Source organism: Streptomyces sp. P3 (assembly GCF_003032475.1).
In the GTDB taxonomy this organism is placed as follows: Bacteria; Actinomycetota; Actinomycetes; order Streptomycetales; family Streptomycetaceae; genus Streptomyces.
The window spans coordinates 5,281,446-5,308,225 of sequence record NZ_CP028369.1; the positions used below are offsets into that span (position 1 = coordinate 5,281,446).

A 26,780-nucleotide genomic window follows, 5' to 3' on the forward strand; every position below is an offset into this window, starting at 1 on the left:
GGCTCCGGACCACCTGCTCGGGCGGCCCGCCTTCCCGTCGGAGCCCGTGCCTGAGCCTGTCGGGCCGGTCCCCGGCCCCGGCCCGAGCCGTTCAGCAAGCGCACATCAGCTCTCCTCGCGCCGGTCACGCCGAGGTCGGCCGGGAGCGGAAGAACAGGGGCGGCGGCACCCACGCCAGGGGGCCGCAGCCGCTGCGCCCACCCGGCCCGCGACAGGAGAGAGCCATGACCGGCGTTTCCACGCTCGACCGTCCCCAGCAGTCCACGGCACCCGCCCGCTACACCGTCACCCTGGCCCGCGACGAGGACGACGTACGGGCCGCACAGCGGCTGCGGCACGACGTGTTCGCCGGCGAGCTGGGCGCCTCGCTGGCGTCCCCGCAGCCGGGCCTCGACATCGACCCGTTCGACGCCCGCTGCGACCACCTGCTGGTGCGCGAGACGCACACCGGCCAGGTCGTCGGAACCTACCGGCTGCTGCCGCCGGAGCGCGCCTCGGCCGCCGGGCGCCTCTACGCGGACGGCGAGTTCGACCTCGGCGCGTTGGACGCGATCCGGCCCGGCCTGGTCGAGGTCGGCCGCTCCTGCGTGCACCCCGACCACCGCGACGGCGCCGTCATCGGCCTCATCTGGGCCGGCATCGCCCGCTACATGGCCGACCGCGGTCACGCATGGCTGGCCGGCTGCTGCTCCATCCCGCTGGCCGACGGCGGCGCGCTGGCGGCCGGGGCCTGGGAGCGGGTGCGCGCGAAGCACCTGGCGCCCGAGGAGTTCCGGGTGCGGCCGCTCCGGCCGTGGACGCCGTCGGCGTCCGGCCCGGCCGCCGCGGCCGGCCGCACCGAGCTGCCCGCCCTGCTGCGCGGCTACCTCCGTCTCGGCGCCTGGGTCTGCGGGGAGCCCGCCCACGACCCCGACTTCGGCGTCGCCGACCTGTACGTGCTGCTGCCGATGAGCCGCATCGACCCGCGCTACCTGCGGCACTTCCTCTCGCTCGTGCCCGCCGCGTGAGCGTCTGGCTGCCCGCGGCGCCCTGCACTCCGCGGGCGTGCGTGCGGGCGACGGCGTCCCGCACGGGTGTCCCGAGGGCCGTGTTGCGGCTCACGGCGGTCGTGGTGCTGGTGCTGGCGGGGGTGGCGCTGTCGCCGCTCGGCGGGCTGGCCGGCGTGGTGCGACGGTGGAGCAGGACCGTCGTCCGGGCGACCGGGGTGCGGGTCCGGGTGACCGGCGCGAGCGCGCCGGCCGCCGGGGGACTGCTCCTCGTCGCCAACCACATCTCCTGGCTGGACGTCCCGCTGCTGGCCGGCGTCCGCCCGGCGCGGATGCTCGCCAAGGCCGAGATCCGGCGGTGGCCGGTGGCGGGCGCGCTGGCGGCGCGCGGGGGCGTGCTGTTCATCGACCGCGACCGGCTGCGCGCCCTGCCCGCCACGGTGGAACGGATCGCGCAGGTGCTGCGTTCCGGCCGCGCGGTCGCCGTGTTCCCGGAGGGGAGCACCTGGTGCGGCCGCGCGCAGGGGCACTTCCGGCGGGCGGTGTTCCAGGCCGCGCTGGACGCCGGGGCCCGGGTCCAGCCGGTGCGCATCGGCTACCGCGACGTGGCCGGGGCGCTCAGCACGGCCGCCGCCTTCGTCGGCGACGACACACTGTTCGTGTCGCTGTGGCGGGTGGTGTCCACCCGGGGCCTGGTGGCGGAGGTCGAGGTGCTGCCCGTCCTCGCGGCGGACGGCCACCGGGACCGCAGGGCACTGGCCGAGGCCGCCGGGACCGGGGTGCTGGACGCGCCGCCTGCCCGGCCCTCGCCCGGCCCTGCCGTCGTCCGGCATGCCCCGCGCGGCCCGCGGCAGTCGGTCGGCGGCGTCCGGCGGGGAGAGGGCCGGCGGGGAGAGGGCCGGCGGCGGGCCGCCGCGGGGTGGCAGCCGGCCACCCCGGCGATTCCCGGCAACGCGGGGACGGCCGCGTCGAGTTGATGGGATCATGGCGCGTCCGACCTCCGAGGGGAGCGCGCGTGAGCACAGATCCGGCCGGCACACCGGTGCTCGTGACGGGCGGCAGCGGCTTCGTGGCCGCCCATCTCGTCCAGCAGCTCCTCGCCCGCGGCTACCGCGTGCACACCACCGTGCGCTCCACGGCGAACACGGCCAAGTGCGGCCCGCTGCACGCGCTCCAGGACGCCTTTCCCGGCCGCCTCGACCTCTTCGAGGCCGATCTGCTGACCGAGGGCTCCTTCGACGAGGCGATGCGGGCCTGCACGGTGGTCTTCCACGTCGCCTCGCCGTTCCTGATGCCGGAGAAGATCAGGGACGGTCGGCGGGACGTCGTGGAGCCCGCCCTGCAGGGCACCCGCAACGTCGTGGCGTCGATCGAGCGCACGCCGACGGTCCGCCGGCTCGTCCTCACCTCGACCGTGGGCGCGATCTTCGGCGACTACGCCGACGTACGGGAGATGGCCGGCGGGACGCTGTCGGAGAAGTACGTCAACACCACCAGCACGGTGGAGAACAACCCCTACCACTACGCCAAGACGGTCGCCGAGCAGGCGGCCTGGGAGGCCGAGGCCGCGCAGCGCCGTTGGCGGATGGTCTCCCTCAACCCCGGCCTGATCCTGGGCCCTTCGCTCACCCCGGCCTCCGACTCGGGCAGCCTGTTCCTGCTGGACGAACTGTTGAAGGGCTACTTCTTCTACGGCGCCCCGGACTTCAGCTTCACCACGGTCGACGTGCGGGACGTGGCGGCGGCCCACATCGCGGCCGCCGAACAGCCGGGCGCCCACGGCCGGTACATCCTCGCCGCCGAGGAGATGACCTCCTTCCACCGCATGGCGAAGATCCTCCTGGAGCACCACCCGAGGAACCTGCGCCTGCCCCGGACGGCCCTTCCGCACTGGCCGGTCCGCGTCCTCGGTCCCGCCTTCGGCCTTTCCCAGGCCTACATCCGCAGCCACCTCGGGATCCGCTTCCGCGTCGACAACCGCAGAAGCACCGAGGAACTGGGACTCGTCTACCGCCCGGTCGAGGAGACCGTGAGGGATCACTACCGGGCCTGGCGGGAGCAGCGCGGTCAGCGGCGTCCGGCGGTGAGCCCGCGGGCCGGATAGGGCGCCGTCGCCGCCCGGGACGAGGCCGATCACCCGGTCCTTTCCCCTCACCGCCACCGCCATGTCGTGCTCGACGACGACCATGGTGCGCACCCCCGCTTCCGCCAGTCCTCGGCTCGCGTGTCCCGTGCTGCCGGGCGGCGGGGACGTCGAAGGCCTCCGGTGACGGCGCCTGCCCCACCTGCAACCGCGGCATCCCCACAGCCATACCGACCTGAACACGCCCTAGGGTGGGCGTCGTGAACGAGAGCAGCAGGCGGCCCCTCGCGGTGTTCGACCTGGACAACACCCTCGCCGACACGGCCCACCGGCAGCGGTTCCTGGAGCGCAGGCCGCGCGACTGGGAAGCGTTCTTCGCGGCCGCGCCGGACGACCCGCCCATCCCGGAAGGCATCGCGCTGGTGCTGTCCAGCGCCGAGGAGTGCGAGGTCGTCTACCTCACCGGCCGGCCCGAGCGCTGCCGACGCGACACGCTGGAGTGGCTCGCCGAGCAGGGGCTGCCGGAGGGGCGCGTGCACATGCGGCGCAACGGCGACCGCCGGCCCGCCCGGCTGACCAAGCTGGAGATCCTGCGCGGGCTCGCCCGCGACCGGACCGTGCGCGTCCTGGTGGACGACGACGAGCTGGTCTGTGTCGACGCCGAGCGGGCCGGATTCACCGTCGTGCGTGCGCGCTGGGCCGCCCCTTCGGGCGAGCTGGAACAGGCGCAGGAGGGTGAAGGCCGTACCTGAGCGCTGCTCAGTCCGACTCGTCCAGGCGGAAGCCGACCTTCAGGCCCACCTGCCAGTGGGCGATGTCGCCGTCCTCGATCTGGCCGCGCACCTGGGTCACCTCGAACCAGTCCAGGTTGCGCAGCGTCTGCGAGGCGCGGGCGAGCCCGTTGCGGACGGCCTGGTCGACGCCGTCCGGCGACGTGCCGACGATCTCCGTGACCCGGTAGGTGTGGTTCGACATCGGGGATGCTCCTCTCGACCGTGACGGCGTCGTCACGTGTGTCACGCGTCACTCCACCGTGCCCCAAGCCGCGGCGGAGCGCGAGGCGTCGGGGCGGACGGACGTGTTCCGGGTGCGCCCCCCGGCCCTCGTATTGGTGCATACCAAAATCCGGGGTGAGTGTCCGGGCGCCGCGCTCGTCCCCCCGTGCCGGGACCCCGCCCTGTCCGCCGGACGGAACAGGGTCCCCGCGCGACGTCGCCTCCTCGCCCTCCGCTGCGTGTCCGCCGCCCGTCTGACCGCCTGTGGGGTGCTGCCCGGGACGGGGGACCCGACCGGAGCAGGGTCACGGTGCGGCTGATGAGGGGCGGCGTCTCGCAGGAGTTCCTGGACCGGTTCACCCCGGACTTCGAGTCGGAGGTCGCTGTGGAGTCCGAGTCCGAGTACGACGACGGTGACGGGCCGGACTCGTCGAGGTGGGCGACACCCGGGTCCCGCGGTACGTCGCGCGCCGCGGTGCCGGGCGACCTCGGCTCCGGTGGGCGCCTCGTGCTCCGTTGCGACGTCCGCGCCCGGCTGATGTCACGGCCGGACGAGCCGGCGGAGCGTGTGGAGGACCTCGATCACCGCGTCCGCACGGGTGTCGGGGTTCACGAAGGCCATGCGGAGGACCGTTCTGTCGTTCCACCGGGTCGGCACGCACAGCGTGGCGCCCGTCCGGGCGGCCTGCGCGGACCACGCCGCGTAGTCCCGCGCGCTCCATCCCGGTCGTTCGAAGAGGACGACGGACAACTCGGGTTCGGCCACCAGGCGCAGGTGGTCACTGGCCCGGATGGCGTCGGCGACCTGCCGACTGGTGGTCAGGGTCCGCTCCACGGCCGTCGCGTAACGGTCGGTGCCGTGGACGGCCAGACTGAACCAGAACGGCAGGCCGCGGGCGCGGCGGCTGAGGTGGAGCGCCAGGTCCGACGGATTGTGGACATCGCGGTCGATGGCGTCGAGGTAGTGCGCCGACTGACTGTGCGCGGCCCGCGCCGGTGCGGGGTCGCGGTAGAGCAGCGCGCAGCAGTCGTACGGTGCGAACAGCCACTTGTGGGGATCGACGATGAAGCTGTCGGCGCGTTCTATGCCGGTGTAGCGGTGGCGCACGCTGGCGGCGGCCAGGCCGGCTCCGCCGTAGGCGCCGTCGACGTGCAGCCACACGCCGTGGCGTTCACAGGCGTCGGCGATGGTGTCGAGTTCGTCGACCAGGCCGGCGTTCGTGGTCCCCGCAGTCGCCGCGACGGCGAACACCCCGTCGGTGGCGTCGAGGGCGGCGTTCACGGCGGCTCCGGTGAGGTGTCCGTGCCGGTCCACGGGTGCGGTGACCACCTTCACGTCCATGGCGCGTGCCGCGGACCGGATCGAGGAGTGCGCGCTGTCGGCGCACACGATCTTCCAGCCTCCGGCCGGGCGGGGCCGTTCCGCGGCGGCGGCTCGGGCCGCGACGAGGGCGGAGAGGTTGCCCATGGTGCCGCCGCTGACGAAGCAGCCTGCCGCGGTGGCGGGCCAGCCGAGCAGCCGGGTGAGCCACCCGAGCGCCTCGTTCTCGGCGTGGATGGCCCCGGCCCCGGCCTCCCAGGTTCCCGCGAAGATGTTCGCCGCACCGGTGACGGCCTCGAAGGCGAGCGCGGTCCGGGTGGGGGCCGCGGGAATGTAGGCGAGATTCATCGGCCCGTTCTGGGCGCGGGTGGCGGGCGCCAGTACGCGGTCGAACAGGCCGAGCGCGGCGGCGGCGCCGATACCGGGGGCGGTCACGGTGCTGCCGACGGCTTCGGTCAGTTCGGTCGCGGGACGGGCGCCCGTCACCGGGTCCGGGTCCTGCCTCAGGAGTTGCCGTGCGTACCGCACGGCAACCGAGACCACCTCGTCCTCGTCGCCCCACACAGGCCCCTCGGCAGGGAAGACGCTTTTCACTGACATGCCATCGCATGGTGCTTTCTGCATGGCGGAAACCTAGGAACGGGCGTCAGTATGCGCAATATGCGTCCAATATCTTGAGCATAATGCTCAATGCCGAGTCTGAGCGGCGTGGCATACTGGGCATCATGCGAAACGTGGACGCCGTCGACGCCCGCATCCTCCTCGCGCTCGACGCAGACCCGCAGGCGACCATCGTCGCCCTGGCCGACCGGCTCGGCCTCGCCCGCAACACGGTCCAGAGCCGGCTGAAGAGGCTCGAGGAAAGCGGCCACCTCAAAGAACCCAGCCGCCGCGTCGACCCGGCCGCCCTGGGCTACCCCCTGCTGGCCCTGATCACCCTGTCCATCAGCCAGAGAGTGGGAGAGCCCACCCGCGAGGGCATCCTGCGCATCCCCGAAGTCGTCGAACTCCTCGTCACCACCGGCGACGCGGACCTCCTCGCCCGGGTCGTCGCCCGTGACACGACGGACCTCCACCGCATCACCAACCACCTCCTCGAAGTCCCCGGCGTCGTCCGCTCCAACACCACCATCGTGCTGATGGAACTGCAGCCCCTCAGCGTGCGCCCGCTCCTGCGACGCCACACCGGCCCCTGACCCCCGCCGGCCCCCTGACCCCGCCGGAGCCGCCCGGGCACTCTTCCGGCGCGCGGAACGCCGTCCCGGAGGCGGGTGAGTGCACCGCCCGCGGGCGGTGCAGGTTCCGCACAGGTAGGGCGCCGGCCTTCTCTGGACACTTGACAGGAGCGGCGCGGCGATCCCTGAATATGTGTTCAGCAGCCGCACCGAACCGGTGATGAACTGCCGGAATCGATGGCTCGGGAGGACAAGGTGTCCGAGGGAAACTCGCCGCCGACGGCAGCGGCCGGACGCAACGCCGTCCCGCTCGACGACATCGACCGGCAGATCCTCAGTCGGCTCCTCCAGGACGGCCGGATCTCGGTCCGCTCACTCGCCGAGCAGGTGCACATCTCCCGGGCCAACGCCTACACCCGCATCGGCCGGCTCGTGGCCGAGGACGTCATCACGGGCTTCACCGCGCAGCTCAACGCCCAGCGAGCGGGTCTGGGCACGAGCGCCTACGTCACGATGAGCATCGAGCAGAACGCCTGGCGTGACATCTCCCGCGAACTGCGCCGCATCCCCTACGTGGAGCATGTCGCCCTCGTCACCGGCGACTTCGACGTCCTGGTGCTGGTGCGCGCCCCGGACAACCTGGCCCTGCGCAAGGTCGTGCTGGAGAGCATCCAGGCGGTGCCGGGTGTGCGCTCCACCCGCACCTGGCTCGTCTTCGACGAGGTGCGGGGACGCGGCGCCACCTGGACGGACTGAGGACCGGCGGTTTCAGCGGTCCACCAGCTCGGCGGCGGCCTCGGCGCGCCTCGCGGGCACCGGGACGGGAACCGTCGGCGTGGCGTGCCTGCGTGAGCGCACCACGCGGAACCGTCCGGTGACGAAGTGGGCTCCCCCGCCCGGCAGATCCGCGAGAGCCGAGGACGGGTCGGCCGGCAGATCGTCCAGATTCTCCACCAGCGGCACTCCGGCGTCGAGCGCCGCCGTCTCGGCCGCCGCGAGGACCAGCGTGTCGGTGGAGTGCACCGAGGCGTAGAGCGCGCCGTGCCGCGCCACCGTACGCCGCAGGAGCGCCAGGCTGTGCGAGGTGGATTCGGTGCCGACCAGGAAGGAGATCGGTCCGGGCCACTCCCGCGTGTAGACCTGCTCGTCCGAGGCGCGCAGCCGCACCAGCAGCGGACTGCGCAGTTCGGCGCCCGGATGACGCGGATGGGGCACCGGGCCGGAGGCGTGCACGACCGGGCCGTACCGTGCGGCCTCGGTCAGCGCGGCGCGCACCTCGTCGGCGGTGGTCGCGCCCAGCACCCCCGCCGCGCGCGAGGGGTGTCCGAGCAGCCGGTCCACGGCCTCCCCGACGTCGGTTCCCAGGTCACGCAGCGTCTTGTGGCCCTCGTCGGTGCCGAAGCCGTGCTCCGGCACCAGGATGTTCTGCGGGGTGGTGCGCACCATTCCGTTGCACAGGCAGGAGGAGAGGGCGAGCCCCCTGACCAGGCCCGGGTAGTCGTCGGTCGAGTCCACCACCACGGTGTTCAGCCCGGTCCGGCTGGCGAACACGGTGGCCTGCGCGGCGTGCCGCTCCAGCCAGTCGGCGACGCGCGCGGAGCCCGTGAAGTCGACGATCCGTACGGCCGGGTCGGTGGCCAGCCGCAGGTGCACCCGCCGTTCCGGCTCGGCCACGGCGAGTGTCACGAGGTTCGGGTCGTGGCCGGCCTCCTCCAGCACCTGGCGGGCGACTCGCACGGTGATCGCCAGCGGCAGCACCGAGCGCGGATGCGGGGCGACGACGACGGGGTTGCCGGTGACCAGGCTGGCGAACAGGCCGGGGTAACCGTTCCAGAGCGGGAAGTCGGGGCAGCCGATGAGCAGCGACACACCACGTGGCACCAGGGTGCAGGTACCCCGCAGTGCGAGCGGTGGTCCGCCGCGTCGTCCCGCGCTCTCCCAGTGCAGACCGGACGGCACCCGCTCGGACTCGGCGAAGGCCTGGGCCACCACTTCGAGCGCACGGTCCTGCGCGCGCGGCCCGGCGGCGTGCAGCGCGGCCCGCAGCGGCTGACCGGTGGTGTGGTGCACCGCGAGGGCCAGTTCGTGACTGCGGGTGTTGAGCCGCCGCAGGATCTCCACGGCGAGCCCGGCACGCTGACGGGGACCCGCGGCCCGCCAGCCGGGTGCCGCCCGGGCGGCCGCCGCGACCAGCTCCAAGGGTTCACAGCGGGGATAGGCGATGGCCAGGCCGAGCCCGTACGGCGACGACTCCGTGCGCACACGGGCGACTTCACCGGGCTGCACCAGGTCGAAGGGGCGCCCCAGCAGCGAGCCGAACACCTTTCCCGCGGTGCGGGTCGACCGCATGCCCGCGTCGGCCGCGTCCTGGACGGTCGCCTCGGCGAAGGGGCGGTGGCACTCACCGGCGGCGAGGGCGCTGACGACGCTGTGCAACAACTCGCGGTGACGCTCGTAGGGGCCGGGGCGCATGGCCGTCAGCCTCTCCAGCTCGCCGCGAGCGCCAGCAGGGCGTCGTTCTCCGCCGGCAGCCCGATCGTCACCCGGACGCCCTCGCCGGGGAACGGGCGCACCAGGACCTGTCCGCCGGCACAGTGCGACGCGAAGTCCCCGCTGGCCCCGCCGAGCGGCAGCCAGACGAAGTTGGACCGGGAGTCGGGCACGTCGTGGCCCAGCGCCCGCAACCGCCCCAGGACGCGTTCGCGTTCGGCGACCGTGAGGGCGGCGCGTCGGGCGACCTCAGCGCCTTCGCCGAGCGCGACGACGGCGGCCCGCTGGGCGAGCGCGCTGACGCTGAATGGCACCTGCGTCCGGCGCACGAGGGACGCGACCCCGGGCGGCGCGACGCAGTAGCCCACGCGGAGCCCCGCCAGGCCGTAGGCCTTCGAGAAGGTCCGGAGCACCGCCACGTTCGGCCGGTCGCCGAACAGGGCCAGAGCGTCGGGAACCAGGGCGGGATCGGCGTACTCCCGGTACGCCTCGTCGACGACGATCAGCACGTCCCGCGGCACCCGGTCGACGAAATCGGTCAGGGCCGGCGCACCGACCGCGGTGGAGGTCGGGTTGTTGGGGTTGCACACGAAGACCAGTCGGGTGCGCGCGGTGATCGCCGCCGCCATGGCGTCGAGGTCGAGCACCTGCCCGCGCAGCGGCACCCGGACCGGCGTACCGCCCGCCACGGCGGTGAGAATCGGGTACGCCTCGAACGACCGCCACCCGAAGAGGACCTCGTCGCCGGGACCGACGACCGTGTGCAGCAGCTGGCCGCACACCTCGGACGATCCGGCGCCCATCGCGATCCGCTCCGGTGCGACCCCGTGATGCGCCGCCAGGGCCTCCACGAGCGAACCGGCGTGCAGGTCGGGATAGCGCGACACGCCGCCGACCGTCTCCACGAGGGTCGCGGCCACCCCGGGGAGCAGTCCGTGCGGGGATTCGTTGGCGGCCAGCACGATGGCCCCGGGCTGTTTGCGGCCCGGCACATAGGCGGGCAGCTGGGACAGAGACGCACGGACACGCACCATGCTCGACTCGCTTCTGCAGCGCTGGGACCCGAGGTCTGCCGTCGGGCGTTCGACAGGGAAATCGTGATGACGACAAGCCAATTGCTCAACTGGTTGGCGATTTCGGCTACGGATCGCCGAAAAGGCGGTTCTGAGCGGCAAACCGTCTCCCGGGGGATCCTCCGGGACCTCTGCCACGAGACGAACGGCGCACCGTTCGCGGCGCCCCGGGCCATCCTCGTGATCACGAAGCGGACACAGCGGCTTTCCGGCGTCCCTGCCGTGGCCGGGGCCTCGGCAGACTGCTCGCCGCCCGCACCGTGGGAAGTCCGCGGGCCGGCCGTGACGAACGAGGAACCCATGCACATCACCCCGACCCGACTCCGCCGCGGGGCGTTGACGGCCTGCGCAGCGGCCCTCGCCCTGCTCAGCGCCGGCTGCTCGAAGGCGTCCGAGACCACGCAGACCGCAGGTTGCCGTGCCGACGACGCATGGCCGGGACGGCAGAAGGCCGCCTGGTTGCGCGACGCGGTCTCCTTCCGGACGGTCGAGGGCGCTGCCGCGCCGTCCGCGAGGATGTCGGTCGTCGTGGGCGCACCGCGGACGGCCGATGCCCGGCGGCTGTGCCTTCCGCTCGCCGTGCAGGTCGAGTTCTGGACCCTGACGACCACGACCACGAACACAACGGCGGCGGCGACGTCGCGGACCGAGTGGTCGTCCGTCAGGCGCTATCGCCTCTTCGCGGACGGCGCCAGAACCCGGACCGTCGGCTTCCCCGGTGACCTTCCCGCCGTCCGGGACGGCGTGTGTGTCGGGGTGCTCGTAGCCGTGTACGCGGGTGAACCCCTGACCGAACGAGAACTGCCCCGGGTGGCACCGGGCCCGTCGGCCGACGAGGACACGCCGGTACGGTTCGTCACCGACCGGGTCGGCGCGTACCGGCTGTTCCAGCCGCCCGATCCCGCGCGGTGCGCCCCGGGCGGGCCCACCGCCGGCCCCCCGCCCACCGGGGAGCCGGGCTGGGACCCCTTCCATCCGTGACCGGCGGGGTGTGGGCAGACGGGTGTGAGCCCGCCGGTGCCGCCCCCGAGGGCCCGGACGAGGGGCGGGGCCCACGGCGTGAGCCCCGCCCCTCGGGGTGTCCCGTCCCCGGAATGTCCCCGGGATGTCCCGCCGGCGGGTGGCGGCCGACTCAGTGCGCCGTGGCGAGGGTGAGCATGAAGCCGGCGTTCGGGTCGGACCAGAGCTGACGGGTGCGAAGGCCCGCCTCGGCCATCTCCTCCCGCAACCCGGACACGGTGAACTTGGCGCTGCGCTCGGTGATCCATTCCTCTCCGCGCTCGAACTGCACCGCCAGGTCGAGTTCCCGGATCTTCACCAGCTGCTCGGCCCGACTGCGCAGCCTCATCTCGATGAGACTCTCGGTGCTGTTCCACACCGACACGTGGTCGAAGGCGTCCGGGTCGAAGTCGGCGTCCAGTTCGTGGTTCAGGACGTGCAGCAGGTTCTTGTCGAACTCGGCCGTGACGCCCTGCGCGTCGTCGTAGGCGGCGATCATCTCGTGCTCCGGCTTGACCAGGTCGGCACCGAGCAGAAGGAAGTCCTCGGGCCGCATGACGTCCCGGAGCCCGCGGAGGAACGGGCCGCGGGCCGGGCGCCGGAAGTTCCCCAGCGTGCTGCCGAGGAAGGCGATGAGCCGTGGGCCCTCCTCGGGCAGCGCCGGCAGCACGAGCGGAGCCGTGAAGTCGGCACGCAGGGCGTGCAGACGGATCCCCGGATAGTCCTGGACGAGTTGCGCGCCGGCCTGTTGCAGTGCGTCCGCGCTGACGTCGACGGGCACGTAGTGCAGGCCGGCCGGCCCCAGCGCCTCGATGACCAGCTTGGATTTCGTCGAACTCCCGGACCCCAGCTCGATCATGCTGCGTGCCCCGGTCTGCGCGGCCACGTCCTCGGCGTGGAGCTGGAGCAGTCCCAGTTCCGCCCTCCACAAGGGGTATTCCGGGAGCTGGGTGATCTCCTCGAAGAGCTCGCTGCCCCGGGCGTCGTAGAACCAGGTGGGTGCCGTGGACTTGGGGGTGCTGGTCAGTCCGCCGCGGATGTCGGCGCGCAGAGCCCTGGCGTAGTGCTCGGCGTCGAGGGTGTCGGTGTAGCCGTAGGCGCGGGTGCCGGTCATGACTGCCTTTCCTCGGATGGTGCGGGTGCCGTGTCCGCGCTCGGGTCCTTGAGCGGGGTGAGCGCGACGTCGGCGCGGCTCGCCACGAGCAGGGTCCGGTCCGGGACCTCCTGCCAGCGCGGATCGTCGTCGTACGGTTCGGAGGCCACGGCCACCGTGCCCCCGCCCGGTTCCGTCAGGTACCAGAGGGTGTCGCCCCAGGCGGTCGCGGTGACGGCCGTCCCGTCGGTGAGCAGCAGGTTGAGCCGCGAGCCGGGGGCCGCGGCGGCGACCTCGAGGACGGTGTCGGTCAGCGACTGGCCCGCCGGGTCCCCGGCGCGCAGCCGGGCGAGGACCAGCGCCCACACGAAAGCGGAGTCGTTGCGGGCCTCCATGGACAGCAGGTCGGCGGCGGGCAGGGTGCGCGCCAGCGGCTCCAGCGAGCGCGGCCAGCCGGCGACCGCGCCGTTGTGGCTGAACAGCCAGGCGTCCGCCGCGTACGGGGCCGCCGCGGCCTCCGCGTCGGCGCCGGCCGAGGTGGCGTCCCGGACGGCGGCCAGCACGGCCCGGCTGCGCACCACCCGGGCCAGGTCGGCGAAGGACAGGTCCGCCCAGATGGGCCCGGCACGGCGGTAGCGGGCCGGCGTCGGGTCGCCCTCGGCGTACCAGCCCACCCCGAAGCCGTCGGCGTTGACCGTGCCGTGGCGCTGTTGCCGCGGCGCCCACGACTGGCGGTACAGCGCGTGCGGGGGATCGACGAGGAGCCTGCCGAGCGCCTCCTCGGGCCCCAGGTAGGCGAGGTGACGGCACATCAGAAGCCCCCCGAGCGGGCGGTGCGGAACCCGGAGAAGATCTGCCGCCGGATCGGATAGTCCCAGTTGCGGAAGGTGCCGCGGCAGGCGACCGGGTCCACCGCGAACGAACCGCCGCGCAGCACCTTGTGATCGGGCCCGAAGAACACCTCCGAGTACTCCTTGTACGGGAACGCCCGAAACCCCGGGTAGGGGGTGAAGTCGCTGGACGTCCACTCCCAGACGTCGCCGATCAACTGCCGTACGCCGAGTGGGGAGGCGCCGGCCGGGTAGCTGCCCGCCGGGGCCGGACGCAGATGGCGCTGGCCCAGGTTGGCGTGTTCCGGCGCGGGATCGGCGTCGCCCCACGGGTAGCGCATCGAGCCGCCGGTAGCGGGGTCGAAGCGGGCCGCCTTCTCCCACTCGGTCTCGGTGGGCAGCCGGCGTCCGGCCCAGCGGGCGTAGGCGTCGGCCTCGTACCAGCACACGTGCAGCACCGGCTCGTCGGGCGGCACGACCTCGGTGACGCCGAACCGGCGGCGCAGCCACTGCCCGCCGTCACGGTGCCAGAACAGCGGCGCGTGGATGCCGTGCCCGCGGACGTGCGCCCAGCCCTCCCTCGTCCACCAGCGTTCCTCGTCGTAACCGCCGTCCTCGATGAACGCCTGGTAGGCCGCGTTCGTCACCGGGATCGTGTCGATGTGGAAGGGCGCCACCTCACGCCGGTGGGCGGGGCGTTCGTTGTCCAGGGCCCAGGGCTCGCCGGACGTGCCCATGGTGAACGGGCCACCGGGGACCAGCACTTCGGCCGGGCCGGTGAACAGCGGGACCGGTTCGGGGTCGGGGGCGGTGAGCACCGGTGGCCCCGTGCGGAGCTGATGGGTGATCAGCATGGTCTCGTCGTGCTGCTGTTCGTGCTGCGCGATCATCCCGAAGGCGAAGCCGGACTCCGTCAGCCGGGTGCCGTGGAAGTCGGCCGACTCCAGCACGTCGGTGACCCGGCCGCGCACCTCCGCCGCGTACCGGCGGGCCTCCGCGGGCGGCAGCAGGGGCAGCGAGGGGCGTTCGGCGCGCGAGTGCTCGAAGGCGTCGTACAGGCCGTCGATCTCGGGGCGCATCGCCTCCCGGCCGGCCACCGCGCGCAGCAGCCACAGCTCCTCCTGGTTGCCGATGTGGGCGAGGTCCCACACCAGCGGGGACATCAGCGGGGAGTGCTGGGCGGTGAGGTCGGGTTCCTCGACGCAGGTGGTCAGCAGCGTCGTGCGGGCGCGGGCCGTCGTGAGCGAGGCGAGCGCGCGGGCGCGCAGCACGTCCGCGTCCGGGGCGGCCATGTTCGAGGCGGGCGCGGCGTCCGCGGCGGGTGCGGGCTCCGCGTCCAGGGCGGGCTCGGTCATGGGCGGAGGTCCTTCCCGTGCGCGCGGGCGTCCGTGCCGCGCAGGCGGTCGAGCTGGTCGTCGGCGGGGGTGCGTCCCTTGATGACGTAGCGGTCCCGGTAGTCCGTCACGGCCTCCAGCACGGCGTCGTCTGCGCCGAGGCGGGGCAGGGCACGCAGGGCGGCGGCGAAGCAGGCGACCGCCGTCTCGTGCAGTTCGGGGTCGGTCAGCGCGTGCCGGGCCGCGTCGATCCACAGCGGATTGTGCGGGGCGGGCAGTGGCCGGGCCCGCTCGGCCAGCGGCTTGACCGCGCGGTAGGCGAACTCGGCGGCCTCCGGGTCCTCGAACAGGGCCGTCGTCACGGCGAGCGGCACGATCCAGCCGTCGTCGCCGGGCTGCGCGTCGATCATGCGCAGCTCCAGATGGCCGCGCGGTCTGACCGGCGGGAACAAGGTGGTGAGGTGGTAGTCGAGATCCTCCCGGGTCGGCTCGCCCGTTCGGGTCCACTGGCGGAAGGTGAGGCGGTCGGGCACCTCCCAGGCCCCGCCGGCACGCCGCACGCACATCACCGGCGCGTCCAGCACGTGCCGTGCCCAGGCCGCGCGGGGATCGCCGTCCATGGCCGGCCCGCCCGCGCGGCCGGCACCGATCTCCATCCACAGCAGCTGCCGCGTGGAGCGCCAGCCGGTGGGGGCGCCGCCGAGCAGCGGGGAGTTGGCGAAGGCCGCCACCAGTACCGCGCCCAGCGTGTGCGACAGCCACCAGCGCCGGCCGTGCCCGAGCGGGCCCGGTTCCTCGTACCCGGCGTCCAGGCAGACCTGCACGGAGGCCGAGGTGCACATCATGGCGCGGCCCGCCGGCCCGGTGCGGTCGAGGCAGGACTCCATGGCGTCGTAGCGGGGCTCGTGCAGGAACCGGCGCGGTGTGTGCCAGGGGTCGGTTCCCATGCCGACGAGGGTGAGTCCCCGCTCGCGCAGGGCGGCGCGGACCGCGGCCAGGTCGGCGGAGACGGTGTGCACGCACTCCATGAGGGAGGCGGCGGGCGGCGAGCTCAGCTCCAGCTGACCGCCGGGTTCGACGGTGAGCGGCGAGCGCAGTGGCACGTCCCGCAGGGCGGCGTAGGCCGCTTCGAGCCGATCGGGTGTGACGGGGAGCTGCGGCGTGTGCAGCTCGTGGACGAGCCACTCCACCTCGACCCCGACGGTGCGGGGCGGGCCGGTCTTGAAGCAGATTCCCCTGACCAGCGCCTCCACCTCGGCTTCGGTGACGGCGATGCGCGGCTCTGCTCCGTTCGTACAGTCGCTTACCGAGTCGGACATGTCGGGATCCTCCTGAGATTCCACCATGCCACCGGTCCGGCCTCGGTGCGGCCGGACCGGCAGAGCTCGTTCCACCCAAGACCCTGGATCCGATTCGCACAAGGGTGCACATCGGCACTTTCAGGACAGTGAAGCCCGGATTCCGTGCGGTTCACCGCCGGTTCACCGCCGGTTTCCCCTGGCCCCAGAGCTGCTTCCCGGACGAGCCCGGAGCATGCGTCATGTGCTCCGGCGCCGGAAAATCGTGTTGCACGCGATGTCCGGGATCGCTCACGATGCGTGCATGAGCTCGACGGGGGAGAGGCGCGGCGTGCTGCGCGAGGCGAGGTGCGGGGCAGGAGTGACCGCACGGCACGCGCTCATGGGGTCCACGGGGGTGGCCCCATGAGCGCACGGCTGCGCGGCATCGCCCGGGAGACCGAGCGGATCGTGGCCGCCGGCGGCTACCGCGCCTCCGACGGGCGCACGGTGTCCCTCGCCGCGGCGGTGAAGGCCGCCCGTGCCGGTACACGGACGGCGGGACCGGGACCGGTCGAGGTGCCCGCCGCCCTGCCGGTGGGCCTGCGCGTCGAGGTCACCGGCGAGAGCAGCCTGGAGGCGGCCCGCCGGCTCGTCGGCGCGTCCGCGGAAGGAGCGCCGGCCGCCGGAGGGAATCCCGTCGCCGGAGGGAATCCCGTCGCCGGAGCGAATCCGGTCGCCGGGGGAGGGCCGGCTGTCGGGGGAGACGCGGTCGCCGTCCTCAACTTCGCCTCGGCGCGCAATCCCGGCGGCGGCTTCCTCAACGGGGCCCAGGCGCAGGAGGAGGCGCTGTGCCGGGCCTCCGCGCTGTACACGTGCCTGCTGGAGGCCCGGGGGTTCTACGACCACCACCGCGCCCACCGCGACGCGTTCTACACGGACCGCGTCATCCACTCACCGGCCGTCCCGGTCTTCCGCGACGACCGGGGCCGTCTGCTGGACGAGCCGTACACCGTCGGCTTCCTGACGGCCGCCGCACCGAACGCGGGCGTGGTGCTGCGCACGACGCCGCAGCGGGCCGCCGAGCTGCCGCGCGCCCTGTCCGCCCGCGCCGAACGGGTCCTGGAGACGGCCGCCGCGCACGGCTACCGCCGCCTGGTGCTCGGCGCGTGGGGCTGCGGGGTGTTCCGCAACGACCCCGCACAGGTGGCGGAGGCCTTCCGGGCGCCGCTGGCCGCCGGCGGACGCTTCGAGCACCGGTTCGCCCACGTGGTCTTCGGGGTGCTGGACCGGACGCCGGGCGGCACGGTCCGCGCCGCCTTCGGGCACGCGTTCGGCCGAACGGGTGCTCAGGTCCAGCCGTAGCGCTCGTGGAGGCGCCGGCGCACCAGGTCGAACCGCATCCGGTCCAGCGCGCAGGCCTCACGGCGCATGCCGTCCTCGTGCAGCCGCAGCACCCGGTCGACGTCCACCCAGGAGTCGCGACCGGTCCGGTCCCACGGTCCGCTGCCGATGGCCACCCACTCCCGGTCGCCGTCGTGCCGCTTGCTGGAGAGCTGCACGGCAAGGAAGGTGCCGCCCGGCTCCCTGGCGACGACGAGCACCGGACGGTCCTTGCCCCGGCCGTCGTTCTCCTCGAACGGCACCCAGGTCCACACGATCTCGCCGGGGTCCGGGTCGCCGTCGTGCGCGGGGGAGTACTCGGTGCGCACCCGGCCGACCGCACGCGGGTCGGCCTCGACGGTGGCGGTGGGGCCGGAGCGGCCCGGGACGTCTGCATCGGTAAACGCGGTCACGGGGGCACCCTAAGCGGTGCCCCCGTGACCGTGCCTCACCGGTGTGTCACCTCTCCTCGACGGGCACCCTCTGCGATGCCGGTCCCGCCGACCCGTTCAGCGGCGAAGTCCCGGCGGGAGCCTGGCCGTTCTGGTTCATCGACGCGAGCAGCTGCCGGGCCAGCCCCAGCCCGGTCCCGCCCATGGTGAGCGCCTTGGCGAACACGTCCGCCATACCGTCGGCGCCGTTGAGCAGCACCATGTTGTCGACGTTGCCGAAGGCGGACGCGCCCGCCTTCACGATCTCCGGCCAGTTCTCGGCGAGTTGCTGGGCGACGACCGCCTCCTGGTTCTCGGCGAGCGCGGCGGCGCGGGCCTTGATGGCCTCCGCCTCCGCGAGGCCCTGTGCCTTCGCCGCCTCCGCCGCCGCCAGACCCCTGGCCTGCGCGGAGGCCGCCTCGGCCTCACCGGTGGCCCGGGTGGCGGCCGCGGAGGCCTCACCGCGGGTCCTGGTCGCCTCGGCCTCGGCGCCGGCGGCCTGCTTGACACGGGTCGCCTCGGCTGCGGCCGCGAGCTCCGTCTCCTTCGCCTTGGCCTCGGCCGCCGAGATCCGGGCGTCGCGCTCGGCCTCGGCCAGCGTGCGCTTCTCGTAGGCCTGCGCGTCCGCGGGCTTGCGCACGTCCGCCTGGAGCTGCTGCTCGCGACGGTGCGCCTCCAGCTCGGCCACCCGCGTCTCCTGGACGACGACCTCCTGCCGGGCGGCGGCGTCGGCGAGGGGTCCCGCCTGACGGGCCTTGGCGCCCGCCTTGTCCCGCTCGGCCTGGTAACCGGCCTGGAGGATCTCGCTGTCCCTGGTGGCCTCCGCCATCCGGGCGAACGAGGCCTGCTCCGCCTCCGTGGCGAGCCGGTTCGCCTCCGCCTGGGCGATGCGCGCGTCCCGCTGCACGGCCGCCGCGTGCGGCATCGCCATGTTCTTGATGTAACCGGTCGGGTCCTCGATCTCGTGGATCTGCAGCGAGTCCACGATCAGGCCCAGCTTCTCCATCTCCGTACCGCAGGCGGCACGGGTCTGCCCGGTGAGCTTCTCCCGGTCGCGGATCATGTCCTCGACCGTCAACCCGCCCACGATGGAACGCAGATGACCGGCGAAGACGTTGTGCACCCGCTCCGACATCAGCTTCTGCTGGTCGAGGAAACGCCGGGCCGCGTTGGCGATCGACACGAAGTCGTCGCCCACCTTGAAGATGACCACGCCCCGCACCCGGAGCGGAATGCCCTGGTGCGTCACGCAGTCCACCTGCAGTTCGGTCTCGTTCAGGTCGAGCGACAGCTTGCGCACCACCTGCACGCCGGGCATCACCAGCGTTCCGCGCCCGGTGACGATGCGGAAACCCATGCCCGCCTCGAGACCCTCGGTACGGTGGTTGGAGCCGGAGATGACGAGTGCCTCGTTGGGCTCCGCGACGCGCCACATCATCTTGAACAGACCGATCAGAGCGAGGACGGCGACAACCGCCACCCCCGCAACGACGCCGACAACCATCGGCATACGCCCCCTTGTGATGGTGCCCTTTCGGCACCGAACGAAGGGAGTCTGCGCCTCGCCGGCCCCGGGTTGAAGACGCTGACGCATCCTTGTTGCAATCTTGACGCTTACGTTCCCGAAGCCGCACGCAAGCGGCCCTCACCTGGGCCGTGACGGGCTCAACCGTCGTACGCGCGGGTGACGTAGACCGATCGCGGCGGCAGGTGCTCCACCACCATCACGACGGTGCCGCACTCGATGCGGGCCGTGCCGTCCGCCGCGTAGGCGAGGAAGTGCTCGGCCCCACCGCGCACCCGGACCATGACCTCGCCGACGAGACCCGGCCCGATCGTCCCGGTGACCCGCCCCATGAGCCCGACCATCGCCGCGTCGTCCATGGTCACAGAGTACGGGCACAACCTGGCCGTCAGGCCGGGGAGTCGGCGACAGCTTCGCTCGGCCACCGTTCGTGCCAGCGCAGCTCCGCCTCCAGTTGGGCGGCGAGCGAGAGCAGCAGCGGCTCGCTGTGCGCCGGACCGAGCAGCTGCGCCCCGACCGGCAGCCCGCCGGGGGCGAAGCCCGCCGGGACGTTGACACCGGGCCAGCCCAGCACGTTCCACGGCCAGGCGTAAGGACAGGCGGCGATCATGGCGCGGTCGGTGGCGATCCCGCTCAGCTCAAGCATCGCCCCGATGCGCGGCGGGGGAGCGGCCGTCGTCGGCGCGAGGACCACGTCGTAACCGGCGAAGAAGGCGCCGACACGACGGTGCAGGACCGTCTCGGCGCGCCGGGCCGCCCGCAGCGGCGCCCCGCCGAGCAGCCGGCCCAGCCGGGCGGCGTCCCGGGTGCGCCGGTCCAGGAGCGCGGGGAAGGGCGCGTCGGCGACCCACTCGGCGATGCCCGCGGTCGCCCGGGGCACGAAGGTGAGGCCGATCTGCCCGTACGGCGGATCGGCCTCCTCGACCGTGTGACCCAACCCGGCCAGTTTCTCGGCGAGTTCCAGGACCCGGGCGCGCACCTCGGGCCGCAGCCGGGCGGTCACGGCGGTGAACGGCGGCTTCAGCGACAGCGCGATCCGCAGCCTGCCGGGGTCGCGGCGCACCGCCGCCGAGGCGTCGACGGCCGGCGGCCGGTGCGGGTCGTGTGCGTGGTTGCCCGCGGCCGCGTCGAGCAGCAGGGCCGCGTCGGCGACGGTCCGGGCCAGGGTGCCGTTGACGGTGATGCCCTGGAAGGACTCCCCGCGCGGCCAGGTCGAGATGCGGCCCCGCTGCGGTTTCACGCCGATCAGATGCGTCCAGGAGGCCGGGATGCGGACGGAGCCGGCCCCGTCCGAGCCGAGGGCGGCCGGCACCAGCCCCGCCGCCACCGCCGCGGCCGAACCGCCGGAGGAGCCGCCGGGCGTGTGACCGGTGCTCCACGGGTTGCGGGTGGCGCCGAAGGCCGGCCCCTCGGTGAACGGCCACTGCCCGAGCTCGCAGGTGTTGGTCTTGCCCACGATCACGGCTCCGGCCGCACGCAGCCGCCGGACCGCCTCGCCGTCCTCGGCGACGGACGGGTACGCGCCGGCGCAGCCGAACGCGGTCGGCTCGCCCGCCACGTCCATGTCGTCCTTGACGGCGACGGGGACCCCGAGCAGCGGTCGGCGCACGCCGGACGCCAACTCCCGGTCGGCCGCCTCGGCCTCGGCGAGCGCGGCCTCGGCCCGCACCACCCGGAAGGCGTTGAGGACGCCCTGGCTCGCCTCGATCCGGGCGAGGGTCCGCTCGACGAGCGTGCGGGACGACACTTCGCCCCCGGCCAGGGCGCGTGCGGTGTCCGTCAGACCTGCGGCACGGTCGGGCGTCATGCGGGGGCACCTCCGGGACGACATTGTCTACCGCACGGTAACCTGCGGGCGCCGGACAGCGGAACGGCGCGTGCACGACATCGAGTCGGGAGCGCCCAGGTCGGAGCGGGGCGGACCCGTCGACCGCACAGCCGCCCCACAGGCACCGTGTGTTCCTGCGCAGGGGATTGACGCGATCCTGCCTCACGCCTAGCTTCTGATCGACTTTCCGGACCTTGTTCGGAATGTCGAACCCTGAAGCCGTAGGAGAGCCGCACCATGACGACACGTCCCCCCGCCCCGTCCCGCCGTGCCCTGCTGCGCGCGATGGCCGTCCTGCCCGCCGCCGCGTTCGTGCTCGGCGAGGCCCCCGGCCTGCTCGGCACAGCCCTCGCCGCCGCGCCCGCCGCCGGATCGGCCACCCGCTACACCATCGTGCCGTTCCTCGACAGCAACGACGGCACGGTGAACGTCTACCAGTCCGACGACGCCACCGACTTCCGGCTGGTGCAGGCCTCCGCATACACCCCGCCCACCAACCGCATCCGCGACGCGAGCGTCTTCAAGCACACCGACGGCTACTACTACATCACCTACACCACCCACACCTGGCAGGACGCCAGCACCACCATCGGATTCGCCCGCAGCTCGGACCGGGTCAACTGGTCTTTCCTGTACGACTACACGGTCCCGATCGCCAACCTCTCCCGCGCCTGGGCGCCGGAGTTCTTCGTCGACAGCGACGGCAGCGTCAACGTCATCGTGTCCTGCTCGACGACGAACGACGAGTGGATCTTCACGCCCTACCTTCTCAAGGCCACCAACTCCTCGCTCACGGCCTGGAGTTCCCCGGTCGCCCTGTCCGGTATCGGCGCCAACCACATCGACACGTACATCGTGAAGACCGGGTCGACCTACCACGCGTTCACCAAGAACGAGACGGCGAAGTACATCGAGTACGCGACGGCGACCAACCTGGCCGGCCCCTACACGATCAAGAAGACCGGCGACTGGGCCGGCTGGGGCAGTTACCGCGAGGGCCCGACCGTCATCCAGCTCGACAACGGCGCCTGGCGGATCTTCTTCGACGGCTACGGCGACCACAAGTACTACTACAGCGACAGCTACGACTCCTTCGCGACCTGGAGCGCCCCCAAGGCGCTGCCCGGCATCTCCGGCACGGCCCGCCACTTCACCGTCATCAAGGAGACGGTGACCGGTGGCCCCACCCTGACCAAGAACGCCACGCGCTCCCTGCGGTCGGGCAACTACACCACCCGCTACTGGCAGGAGCAGTCCGCCCTGCTCAACCTGCCCGTGGTGACCGGCTCCAGCACCGCCGCCGAGAAGCAGGCGGCCACCTTCACCGTCGTCGCCGGGCTCGCCGACGCCAACGCCTACTCGTTCCGCGACGCGGCCGGCAAGTACCTGCGCCACTACTCCTTCCGCGGCCGCTTCGACGCAAGCGACGGCACGTCGGTCTTCGCCAAGGACGCCACCTTCATCGCCCGCACCGGCACGGTCGCGGGCTCGGTCCGCTTCGAGTCGTACAACTACCCCGGCTACTACCTGCGCCACTACAACTACGAACTGCGCGTCGAGCAGTCCGACGGCACGGACCTCTTCCGGCAGGACAGCTCCTTCGTGCCGGTGACGGCCTGGGCCTGAGCCGTACGGCCGCGGCCCCGCGGCAGGAGGCGGGCGGTGGCACCCGGGCGCGAACGCCCAGGCCACCGCCCAGTAAAGTGCGCCCCTGTCGTCCCGAGCCGTCCACGAACACCGAGGTAGCGCGCAGTGACCCCCGCACGACCAGGACCGTCGCCCGCCGCCCCAGCCGCCGTCACCGTCGTCGGGATCGGAGCGGACGGCTGGGCGGGTCTCCCGGAGGCCTCCCGCGCCGCGCTGGGCGCGGCCGAGGTCCTGATCGGAGGTCCGCGTCAGCTGGACCTCCTGCCGCCCGACTGCGCCGGCCTGCGTGTCCCCTGGCCCTCGCCGCTGCGACCCGCGGTCCCCGGCCTCCTCGCCGCGCACGCCGGCCGCCGGATCGCCGTCCTGGCCAGCGGGGACCCCATGTTCCACGGCATCGGACGCGCCCTCGCCGAGGAACTCGGCCCCGCGCGGCTGCATGTGCTGCCGCACCCCTCGTCGGTCTCGCTCGCCGCAGCCCGCCTGGGCTGGCCGCTGGAGGACGCCGAGGTCGTCACCCTCGTCGGCCGTCCCACGGCCCGCCTGGCCGCCGCCCTGCACACCGGCCGACGGCTCCTCGTCCTCGGCGCTGACGCCGCCGCCCCCGGGGAGATCGCCGCCCTGCTGCGCGACCGCGGGTTCGGGCCGAGCCCGATGCGCGTCCTCGAACAACTCGGCGGTGCGAGGGAGCACACGACCGCGCCGCGCACCGCCGACGACTGGCCCGCCGGCGGACCGCTCGGCGACGCGCTGCACATCGTCGCCGTCGAGTGCCGCCGCGCCCCGGACGCGCTGCGGCTCGGCGCGGGCCCCGGGCTCCCGGACGAGGCGTACGAGCACGACGGCCAGCTCACCAAGCGGCACGTCCGCGCTGCCACGCTCGGCGCCCTCGCCCCCGCCCCCGGCGAGCTCCTGTGGGACGTCGGCGGCGGCTCGGGCTCCATCGCGATCGAGTGGATGCGCACACATCCCTCGTGCCGCGCGGTCACCGTCGAGCGGGACCCGGCGCGGGCCGCGCGCATCGCCCGCAACGCCGACCGGCTCGGGGTGCCCGCACTGCGCGTGGTCACCGGCGCGGCGCCCGCGGCCCTGGCCGAACTCCCGCCGCCCGACGCGGTGTTCGTCGGCGGCGGGCTCACCGCTCCCGGACTGCTGGACGCGTGCTGGGAGGCGCTGCCGGCCGGCGGGCGACTGGTCGCCAACACCGTGACGCTGGAGTCGGAGGCGCTGCTCGCCGAGGCCCACCGCCGTCACGGAGGCGAGCTGGTGCGGCTGGCCGTGGCGCACGCCGTCCCCGTCGGCGCCTTCACCGGCTGGCGGCAGGCGATGCCGGTGACCCAGTGGGCCGTCCACAAGACCCTCGACACCTCTGCGGGAGAAGACCGATGACCGTGTACTTCATCGGCGCCGGACCCGGCGCCGCCGACCTGATCACGGTGCGTGGCGCGCGCACACTCGCCGCCTGCCGGGTCTGTCTGTACGCGGGCAGTCTGGTCCCGCGCGAGCTGCTCGCCGAATGCCCGCCGGGCGCGCGGCTGGTGGACACCGCCCAGCTGGACCTCGACCGGATCACCGCCGAGCTGGTGCGCGCCCACGAGGAGGGGCACGACGTGGCGCGACTGCACTCCGGGGACCCGTCGGTGTTCAGCGCCGTCGCCGAGCAGATGCGGAGGCTGGACGCGGCCGGCGTGCCCTACGAGGTCGTCCCCGGCGTGCCCGCCTTCGCGGCCGCGGCCGCGGCCCTCAAGCGCGAGCTCACCGTGCCGACCGTCGGCCAGACCGTCATCCTCACCCGGATCGCCCACCGCGCCACCGCCATGCCCGAGGGCGAGGACCTGGCCACCCTCGGCCGCAGCGGCGCGCTCATCGTGCTGCACCTCGCGGCCCGGTACGTGGACCGGGTGGTCGGCGAGCTCCTTCCGCACTACGGCGCCGACTGCCCCGCCGCCGTCGTCGCCTACGCCTCGCGTCCCGAGGAACTGGTCATCCGCGGCACGCTCGACGAGATCGCCGGCAAGGTGCAGGAGGCGGGCGTGCTGCGCACGGCCGTCATCATGGTCGGCCGGACGCTGGGAGCCGAGCAGTTCCCCGACAGCCACCTCTACTCCCCGGACCGAGACCGCCACATCTGCTGAACGCCCCGCCACGAAGGCGCGCGGACGGCGCGCACGTCGGTCGCACCGGCCGAGGCACGGGCGGCGCGCAGGTCGCCAATCGCAGGTCGCCTGTCCGCGGGTCGCGTGGCTACGGGCCGGCCACCGAGCTGCGGCCCACCACGGTCCCCGCGCGGTCGATGCAGATGACGTCGACCGCGACCGGGGCCCCGCGCAGCACGCCCAGCGCCTGATCGCGGGCGGCCGTCGCCACGAGGTCGCCGAGCGCGACCCCGGCCGCGGCGCACAGCTGGAGCGCGGCGAGCCCCGTGTTGGCCCCGGCCACCTCCGCGGCGAGCGCCGGGTCCGCGCCGCCCCGCCGGGACAGCTCGGCGAGGAAACCCCTGTCGACCTGGGAACGGGCGGAGTGCAGGTCGAGGTGGCCCGCGGCGAGCTTGGAGAGCTTGGCGAAGCCGCCGCAGATCGTCAGACGGTCCACGGGGTGGCGACGCACGTACTTCAGCACCGCGCCGGCGAAGTCGCCCATGTCGAGCAGGGCGTCCTCGGGCAGCCGGTACTCGGCGACGACCGTCCGCTCCGACGTCGACCCCGTGCACCCGGCGACATGTGTGCGGCCCGCGGCCCGGGCCACGTCCACGCCCCGTCGGATGGAGTCGATCCACGCCGAGCAGGAGTACGGCACGACGATCCCGGTCGTGCCGAGGATGGACAGCCCGCCGAGGATGCCCAGCCGCGGGTTCCAGGTGGAGCGGGCGATCTCCTCGCCGTGGTCGACGGAGACGGTGATCTCGACGTCGCCGGCGCCGCCGTGCCGGGCCGCGACCTCGGCCACGTGGTCGCGCATCATCTGGCGGGGGACCGGGTTGACGGCCGGCTCCCCGACCGGCAGAGGCAGTCCGGGACGGGTGACCGTGCCCACCCCGGGCCCCGCCCGGAACACCACCCCGGTCCCGGCCGGCAGCGGCCGCACCGTGGCCCGGACCAGCGCCCCGTGCGTGACGTCCGGGTCGTCGCCGGCGTCCTTGACCACCCCGGCCATGGCGTAGTCGTCCGTCAGCTCCTCGGCCGCCAGCGTGAACGCAGGCGTCTGCCCCCTCGGCAGCGTGATCGTCACCGGGTCGGGGAACTCGCCGGTCAGCAGGGCGGTGTAGGCGGCCGCGGCGGCCGCCGTCGCACAGGCGCCGGTCGTCCAGCCGGGCCGCAGACCGGTGTGCTTGAGTTGGGCGCCGCGGCCGCCCTTCGGGTCGCCCGCGCCTGCCACGTCACTGCTCATGATCGGATCCGGACTCTCGTGCACGTACTGATTCTCGGCGGAACCACGGAGGCCCGCCGCCTCGCCGAGCTGCTGCACGGCACACCCGGCCTGGAGCTGACCAGTTCCCTCGCCGGACGGGTGGCCAGTCCCCGGCTGCCGCCGGGCGAGGTCCGCGTGGGTGGCTTCGGCGGGACCGAGGGGCTGACGGCCTGGTTGCGGGAGCGGGCCGTCGACGCTGTCATCGACGCCACCCACCCCTTCGCCGGAACCATCAGCTTCCACGCGGCGCGGGCCGCCGCCACCGTCCATGTTCCCCTGCTGGCCCTGCGCCGCCCCGGCTGGGTCCCCGTCGAGGGCGACCGCTGGCACGAGGCGGACTCGCTGGAGCACGCGGCGCGGCTGCTGCCCGCGCTCGGCCGCCGCGTGTTCCTCACCACCGGACGCATGGGCCTGCCCGCCTTCGCCGCCCTGGACCAGCTGTGGTTCCTCGTACGGTCCGTCGACGCGCCCGAGGCCCCGCACCCGCCGCACGGCGAGATCCTGCTCGACCGCGGCCCCTTCACCCTGGACGGCGAGCGGGAGCTGCTGCGCCGCCACCGCATCGACGTCGTGGTGACGAAGGACAGCGGAGGAGCGGCTACCGCGCCGAAGCTGACCGCGGCGCGTGAGGCCCGGCTGCCCGTGGTCGTGGTCCGGCGGCCGGCCGTCCCCAAGGGCGTGCCCGAGGTCGAGGAACCCGAGCAGGCGGCCCGCTGGGTTACGGAGCGCCTGGCCACCGCCACCCGCACCTGACTCCCCGGCCCGCCCACGCCCCGGCCCCCGCCGTCCGCGCGGGAGGTGCCTTCGTCCGCGCGGGAGGTGCCGCCCCCCGTGAGGTCCGTCGTTCTCACGCCCGCGCACCTGGTACAGGGGCAGGAGGCGTCCCCGTCGCCGGCGTCCGTGGC

25 protein-coding genes are annotated in these 26,780 nt (G+C 73.8%); 12 read left to right on the forward strand and 13 right to left on the reverse strand.

What is annotated here, in order from left to right:
- The first annotated feature begins 224 nt into the window (after positions 1 to 224).
- From C6376_RS23820 to C6376_RS23835, 4 genes are all read left to right on the forward strand, one after another.
- A complete protein-coding gene (locus C6376_RS23820; RefSeq protein WP_107445294.1) occupies positions 225 to 1,007 on the forward strand; it encodes a GNAT family N-acetyltransferase in 783 nt (260 codons plus the stop codon).
- Positions 1,004 to 1,963, forward strand: coding sequence for a 1-acyl-sn-glycerol-3-phosphate acyltransferase (locus tag C6376_RS23825; protein WP_107445295.1), 960 nt, complete (start codon positions 1,004 to 1,006; stop codon positions 1,961 to 1,963). Before C6376_RS23820 ends, C6376_RS23825 begins: the two co-directional genes overlap by 4 nt.
- Positions 1,964 to 2,001: 38 nt before the next feature.
- On the forward strand, positions 2,002 to 3,090 hold the full coding sequence (locus C6376_RS23830) for an NAD-dependent epimerase/dehydratase family protein (RefSeq protein ID WP_254076022.1): 1,089 nt from the start codon (positions 2,002 to 2,004) through the stop codon (positions 3,088 to 3,090).
- A gap of 239 nt (positions 3,091 to 3,329) precedes the next feature.
- Positions 3,330 to 3,821, forward strand: a complete 492-nt coding sequence (locus C6376_RS23835; RefSeq protein ID WP_107449141.1) for a hypothetical protein — start codon at positions 3,330 to 3,332, stop codon at positions 3,819 to 3,821.
- 7 nt (positions 3,822 to 3,828) lie between these two features.
- On the opposite strand, the gene C6376_RS23840 is transcribed toward C6376_RS23835, so the two are convergent.
- Both C6376_RS23840 and C6376_RS23845 read right to left on the reverse strand, forming a co-directional pair.
- Positions 3,829 to 4,044 carry a dodecin gene (locus C6376_RS23840; protein ID WP_107445296.1) on the reverse strand — a complete coding sequence of 72 codons (216 nt, stop codon included), beginning with the start codon at positions 4,042 to 4,044 and terminating at the stop codon, positions 3,829 to 3,831.
- Positions 4,045 to 4,605: 561 nt separating this feature from the next.
- Positions 4,606 to 5,985 (reverse strand): aminotransferase class V-fold PLP-dependent enzyme, encoded by a 1,380-nt coding sequence (locus C6376_RS23845; protein ID WP_173985712.1) that lies wholly within the window; start codon positions 5,983 to 5,985, stop codon positions 4,606 to 4,608.
- 125 nt (positions 5,986 to 6,110) lie between these two features.
- Between C6376_RS23845 and C6376_RS23850 the strand changes: the two genes are divergently transcribed.
- Entirely contained in the window at positions 6,111 to 6,581 is a 471-nt protein-coding gene (locus tag C6376_RS23850) for an Lrp/AsnC family transcriptional regulator (RefSeq protein ID WP_173985713.1), read from the forward strand.
- A 216-nt stretch (positions 6,582 to 6,797) separates the two neighbouring features.
- Complete coding sequence (locus tag C6376_RS23855) at positions 6,798 to 7,316, forward strand: Lrp/AsnC family transcriptional regulator (RefSeq protein ID WP_107445299.1); 519 nt, start codon at positions 6,798 to 6,800, stop codon at positions 7,314 to 7,316.
- A gap of 12 nt (positions 7,317 to 7,328) precedes the next feature.
- Here the strand turns inward: C6376_RS23855 and C6376_RS23860 are convergent, their stop codons facing one another.
- Both C6376_RS23860 and C6376_RS23865 read right to left on the reverse strand, forming a co-directional pair.
- Positions 7,329 to 9,032, reverse strand: a complete 1,704-nt coding sequence (locus tag C6376_RS23860; protein ID WP_254076023.1) for an aldehyde dehydrogenase family protein — start codon at positions 9,030 to 9,032, stop codon at positions 7,329 to 7,331.
- Between the two features lie 5 nt (positions 9,033 to 9,037).
- Positions 9,038 to 10,084, reverse strand: a complete 1,047-nt coding sequence (locus tag C6376_RS23865; RefSeq protein WP_107445301.1) for a histidinol-phosphate transaminase — start codon at positions 10,082 to 10,084, stop codon at positions 9,038 to 9,040.
- A 339-nt stretch (positions 10,085 to 10,423) separates the two neighbouring features.
- Between C6376_RS23865 and C6376_RS23870 the strand changes: the two genes are divergently transcribed.
- Positions 10,424 to 11,104: a hypothetical protein gene (locus tag C6376_RS23870; protein WP_107445302.1), complete on the forward strand. Its 681-nt coding sequence runs from the start codon at positions 10,424 to 10,426 to the stop codon at positions 11,102 to 11,104.
- A gap of 151 nt (positions 11,105 to 11,255) precedes the next feature.
- Here the strand turns inward: C6376_RS23870 and egtD are convergent, their stop codons facing one another.
- Genes egtD through egtA form a run of 4 tightly spaced genes read right to left on the reverse strand, consistent with a single transcriptional unit; the run spans position 11,256 to position 15,698 of the window.
- Complete coding sequence (egtD, locus tag C6376_RS23875) at positions 11,256 to 12,236, reverse strand: L-histidine N(alpha)-methyltransferase (RefSeq protein WP_107445303.1); 981 nt, start codon at positions 12,234 to 12,236, stop codon at positions 11,256 to 11,258.
- Entirely contained in the window at positions 12,233 to 13,027 is a 795-nt protein-coding gene (egtC, locus tag C6376_RS23880; protein ID WP_107445304.1) for an ergothioneine biosynthesis protein EgtC, read from the reverse strand. Before egtC ends, egtD begins: the two co-directional genes overlap by 4 nt.
- A complete protein-coding gene (egtB, locus tag C6376_RS23885) occupies positions 13,027 to 14,337 on the reverse strand; it encodes an ergothioneine biosynthesis protein EgtB (protein WP_107449142.1) in 1,311 nt (436 codons plus the stop codon). The genes egtC and egtB overlap by 1 nt, the downstream gene beginning before the upstream one ends.
- A 59-nt stretch (positions 14,338 to 14,396) precedes the next feature.
- Complete coding sequence (gene egtA / locus C6376_RS23890) at positions 14,397 to 15,698, reverse strand: ergothioneine biosynthesis glutamate--cysteine ligase EgtA (RefSeq protein WP_107445305.1); 1,302 nt, start codon at positions 15,696 to 15,698, stop codon at positions 14,397 to 14,399.
- A 384-nt stretch (positions 15,699 to 16,082) separates the two neighbouring features.
- Here egtA and C6376_RS23895 point away from each other — a divergent pair, with 384 nt between their 5' ends.
- The gene (locus C6376_RS23895; RefSeq protein WP_107445306.1) at positions 16,083 to 17,021 is read left to right on the forward strand and encodes a TIGR02452 family protein; all 939 of its coding nucleotides are present in this window, start codon (positions 16,083 to 16,085) and stop codon (positions 17,019 to 17,021) included.
- On the opposite strand, the gene C6376_RS23900 is transcribed toward C6376_RS23895, so the two are convergent.
- From C6376_RS23900 to C6376_RS23915, 4 genes are all read right to left on the reverse strand, one after another.
- Positions 17,006 to 17,452 carry a type II toxin-antitoxin system PemK/MazF family toxin gene (locus C6376_RS23900; RefSeq protein ID WP_107445307.1) on the reverse strand — a complete coding sequence of 149 codons (447 nt, stop codon included), beginning with the start codon at positions 17,450 to 17,452 and terminating at the stop codon, positions 17,006 to 17,008. The two genes, C6376_RS23895 and C6376_RS23900, sit on opposite strands and share 16 nt — an antisense overlap.
- Positions 17,453 to 17,498: 46 nt before the next feature.
- Positions 17,499 to 18,980, reverse strand: coding sequence for a flotillin family protein (locus C6376_RS23905; RefSeq protein WP_107445308.1), 1,482 nt, complete (start codon positions 18,978 to 18,980; stop codon positions 17,499 to 17,501).
- Between the two features lie 155 nt (positions 18,981 to 19,135).
- Positions 19,136 to 19,354 (reverse strand): hypothetical protein, encoded by a 219-nt coding sequence (locus C6376_RS23910; protein ID WP_173985714.1) that lies wholly within the window; start codon positions 19,352 to 19,354, stop codon positions 19,136 to 19,138.
- A 29-nt stretch (positions 19,355 to 19,383) separates the two neighbouring features.
- The gene (locus C6376_RS23915; protein ID WP_107445309.1) at positions 19,384 to 20,802 is read right to left on the reverse strand and encodes an amidase; all 1,419 of its coding nucleotides are present in this window, start codon (positions 20,800 to 20,802) and stop codon (positions 19,384 to 19,386) included.
- A gap of 258 nt (positions 20,803 to 21,060) precedes the next feature.
- On the opposite strand from C6376_RS23915, the gene C6376_RS23920 reads away from it, so the two are divergent.
- From C6376_RS23920 to cobM, 3 genes are all read left to right on the forward strand, one after another.
- Entirely contained in the window at positions 21,061 to 22,449 is a 1,389-nt protein-coding gene (locus C6376_RS23920) for a glycoside hydrolase family 43 protein (protein ID WP_107445310.1), read from the forward strand.
- 126 nt (positions 22,450 to 22,575) lie between these two features.
- Positions 22,576 to 23,856, forward strand: coding sequence for a precorrin-6y C5,15-methyltransferase (decarboxylating) subunit CbiE (gene cbiE / locus C6376_RS23925; protein WP_107445311.1), 1,281 nt, complete (start codon positions 22,576 to 22,578; stop codon positions 23,854 to 23,856).
- Positions 23,853 to 24,602, forward strand: coding sequence for a precorrin-4 C(11)-methyltransferase (gene cobM, locus C6376_RS23930; RefSeq protein WP_107445312.1), 750 nt, complete (start codon positions 23,853 to 23,855; stop codon positions 24,600 to 24,602). Before cbiE ends, cobM begins: the two co-directional genes overlap by 4 nt.
- Positions 24,603 to 24,711: 109 nt before the next feature.
- On the opposite strand, the gene C6376_RS23935 is transcribed toward cobM, so the two are convergent.
- Positions 24,712 to 25,854: a cobalt-precorrin-5B (C(1))-methyltransferase gene (locus C6376_RS23935; RefSeq protein WP_107449144.1), complete on the reverse strand. Its 1,143-nt coding sequence runs from the start codon at positions 25,852 to 25,854 to the stop codon at positions 24,712 to 24,714.
- A gap of 18 nt (positions 25,855 to 25,872) precedes the next feature.
- Here C6376_RS23935 and C6376_RS23940 point away from each other — a divergent pair, with 18 nt between their 5' ends.
- Complete coding sequence (locus tag C6376_RS23940) at positions 25,873 to 26,628, forward strand: cobalt-precorrin-6A reductase (RefSeq protein ID WP_107445313.1); 756 nt, start codon at positions 25,873 to 25,875, stop codon at positions 26,626 to 26,628.
- Positions 26,629 to 26,780 lie beyond the last annotated feature (152 nt).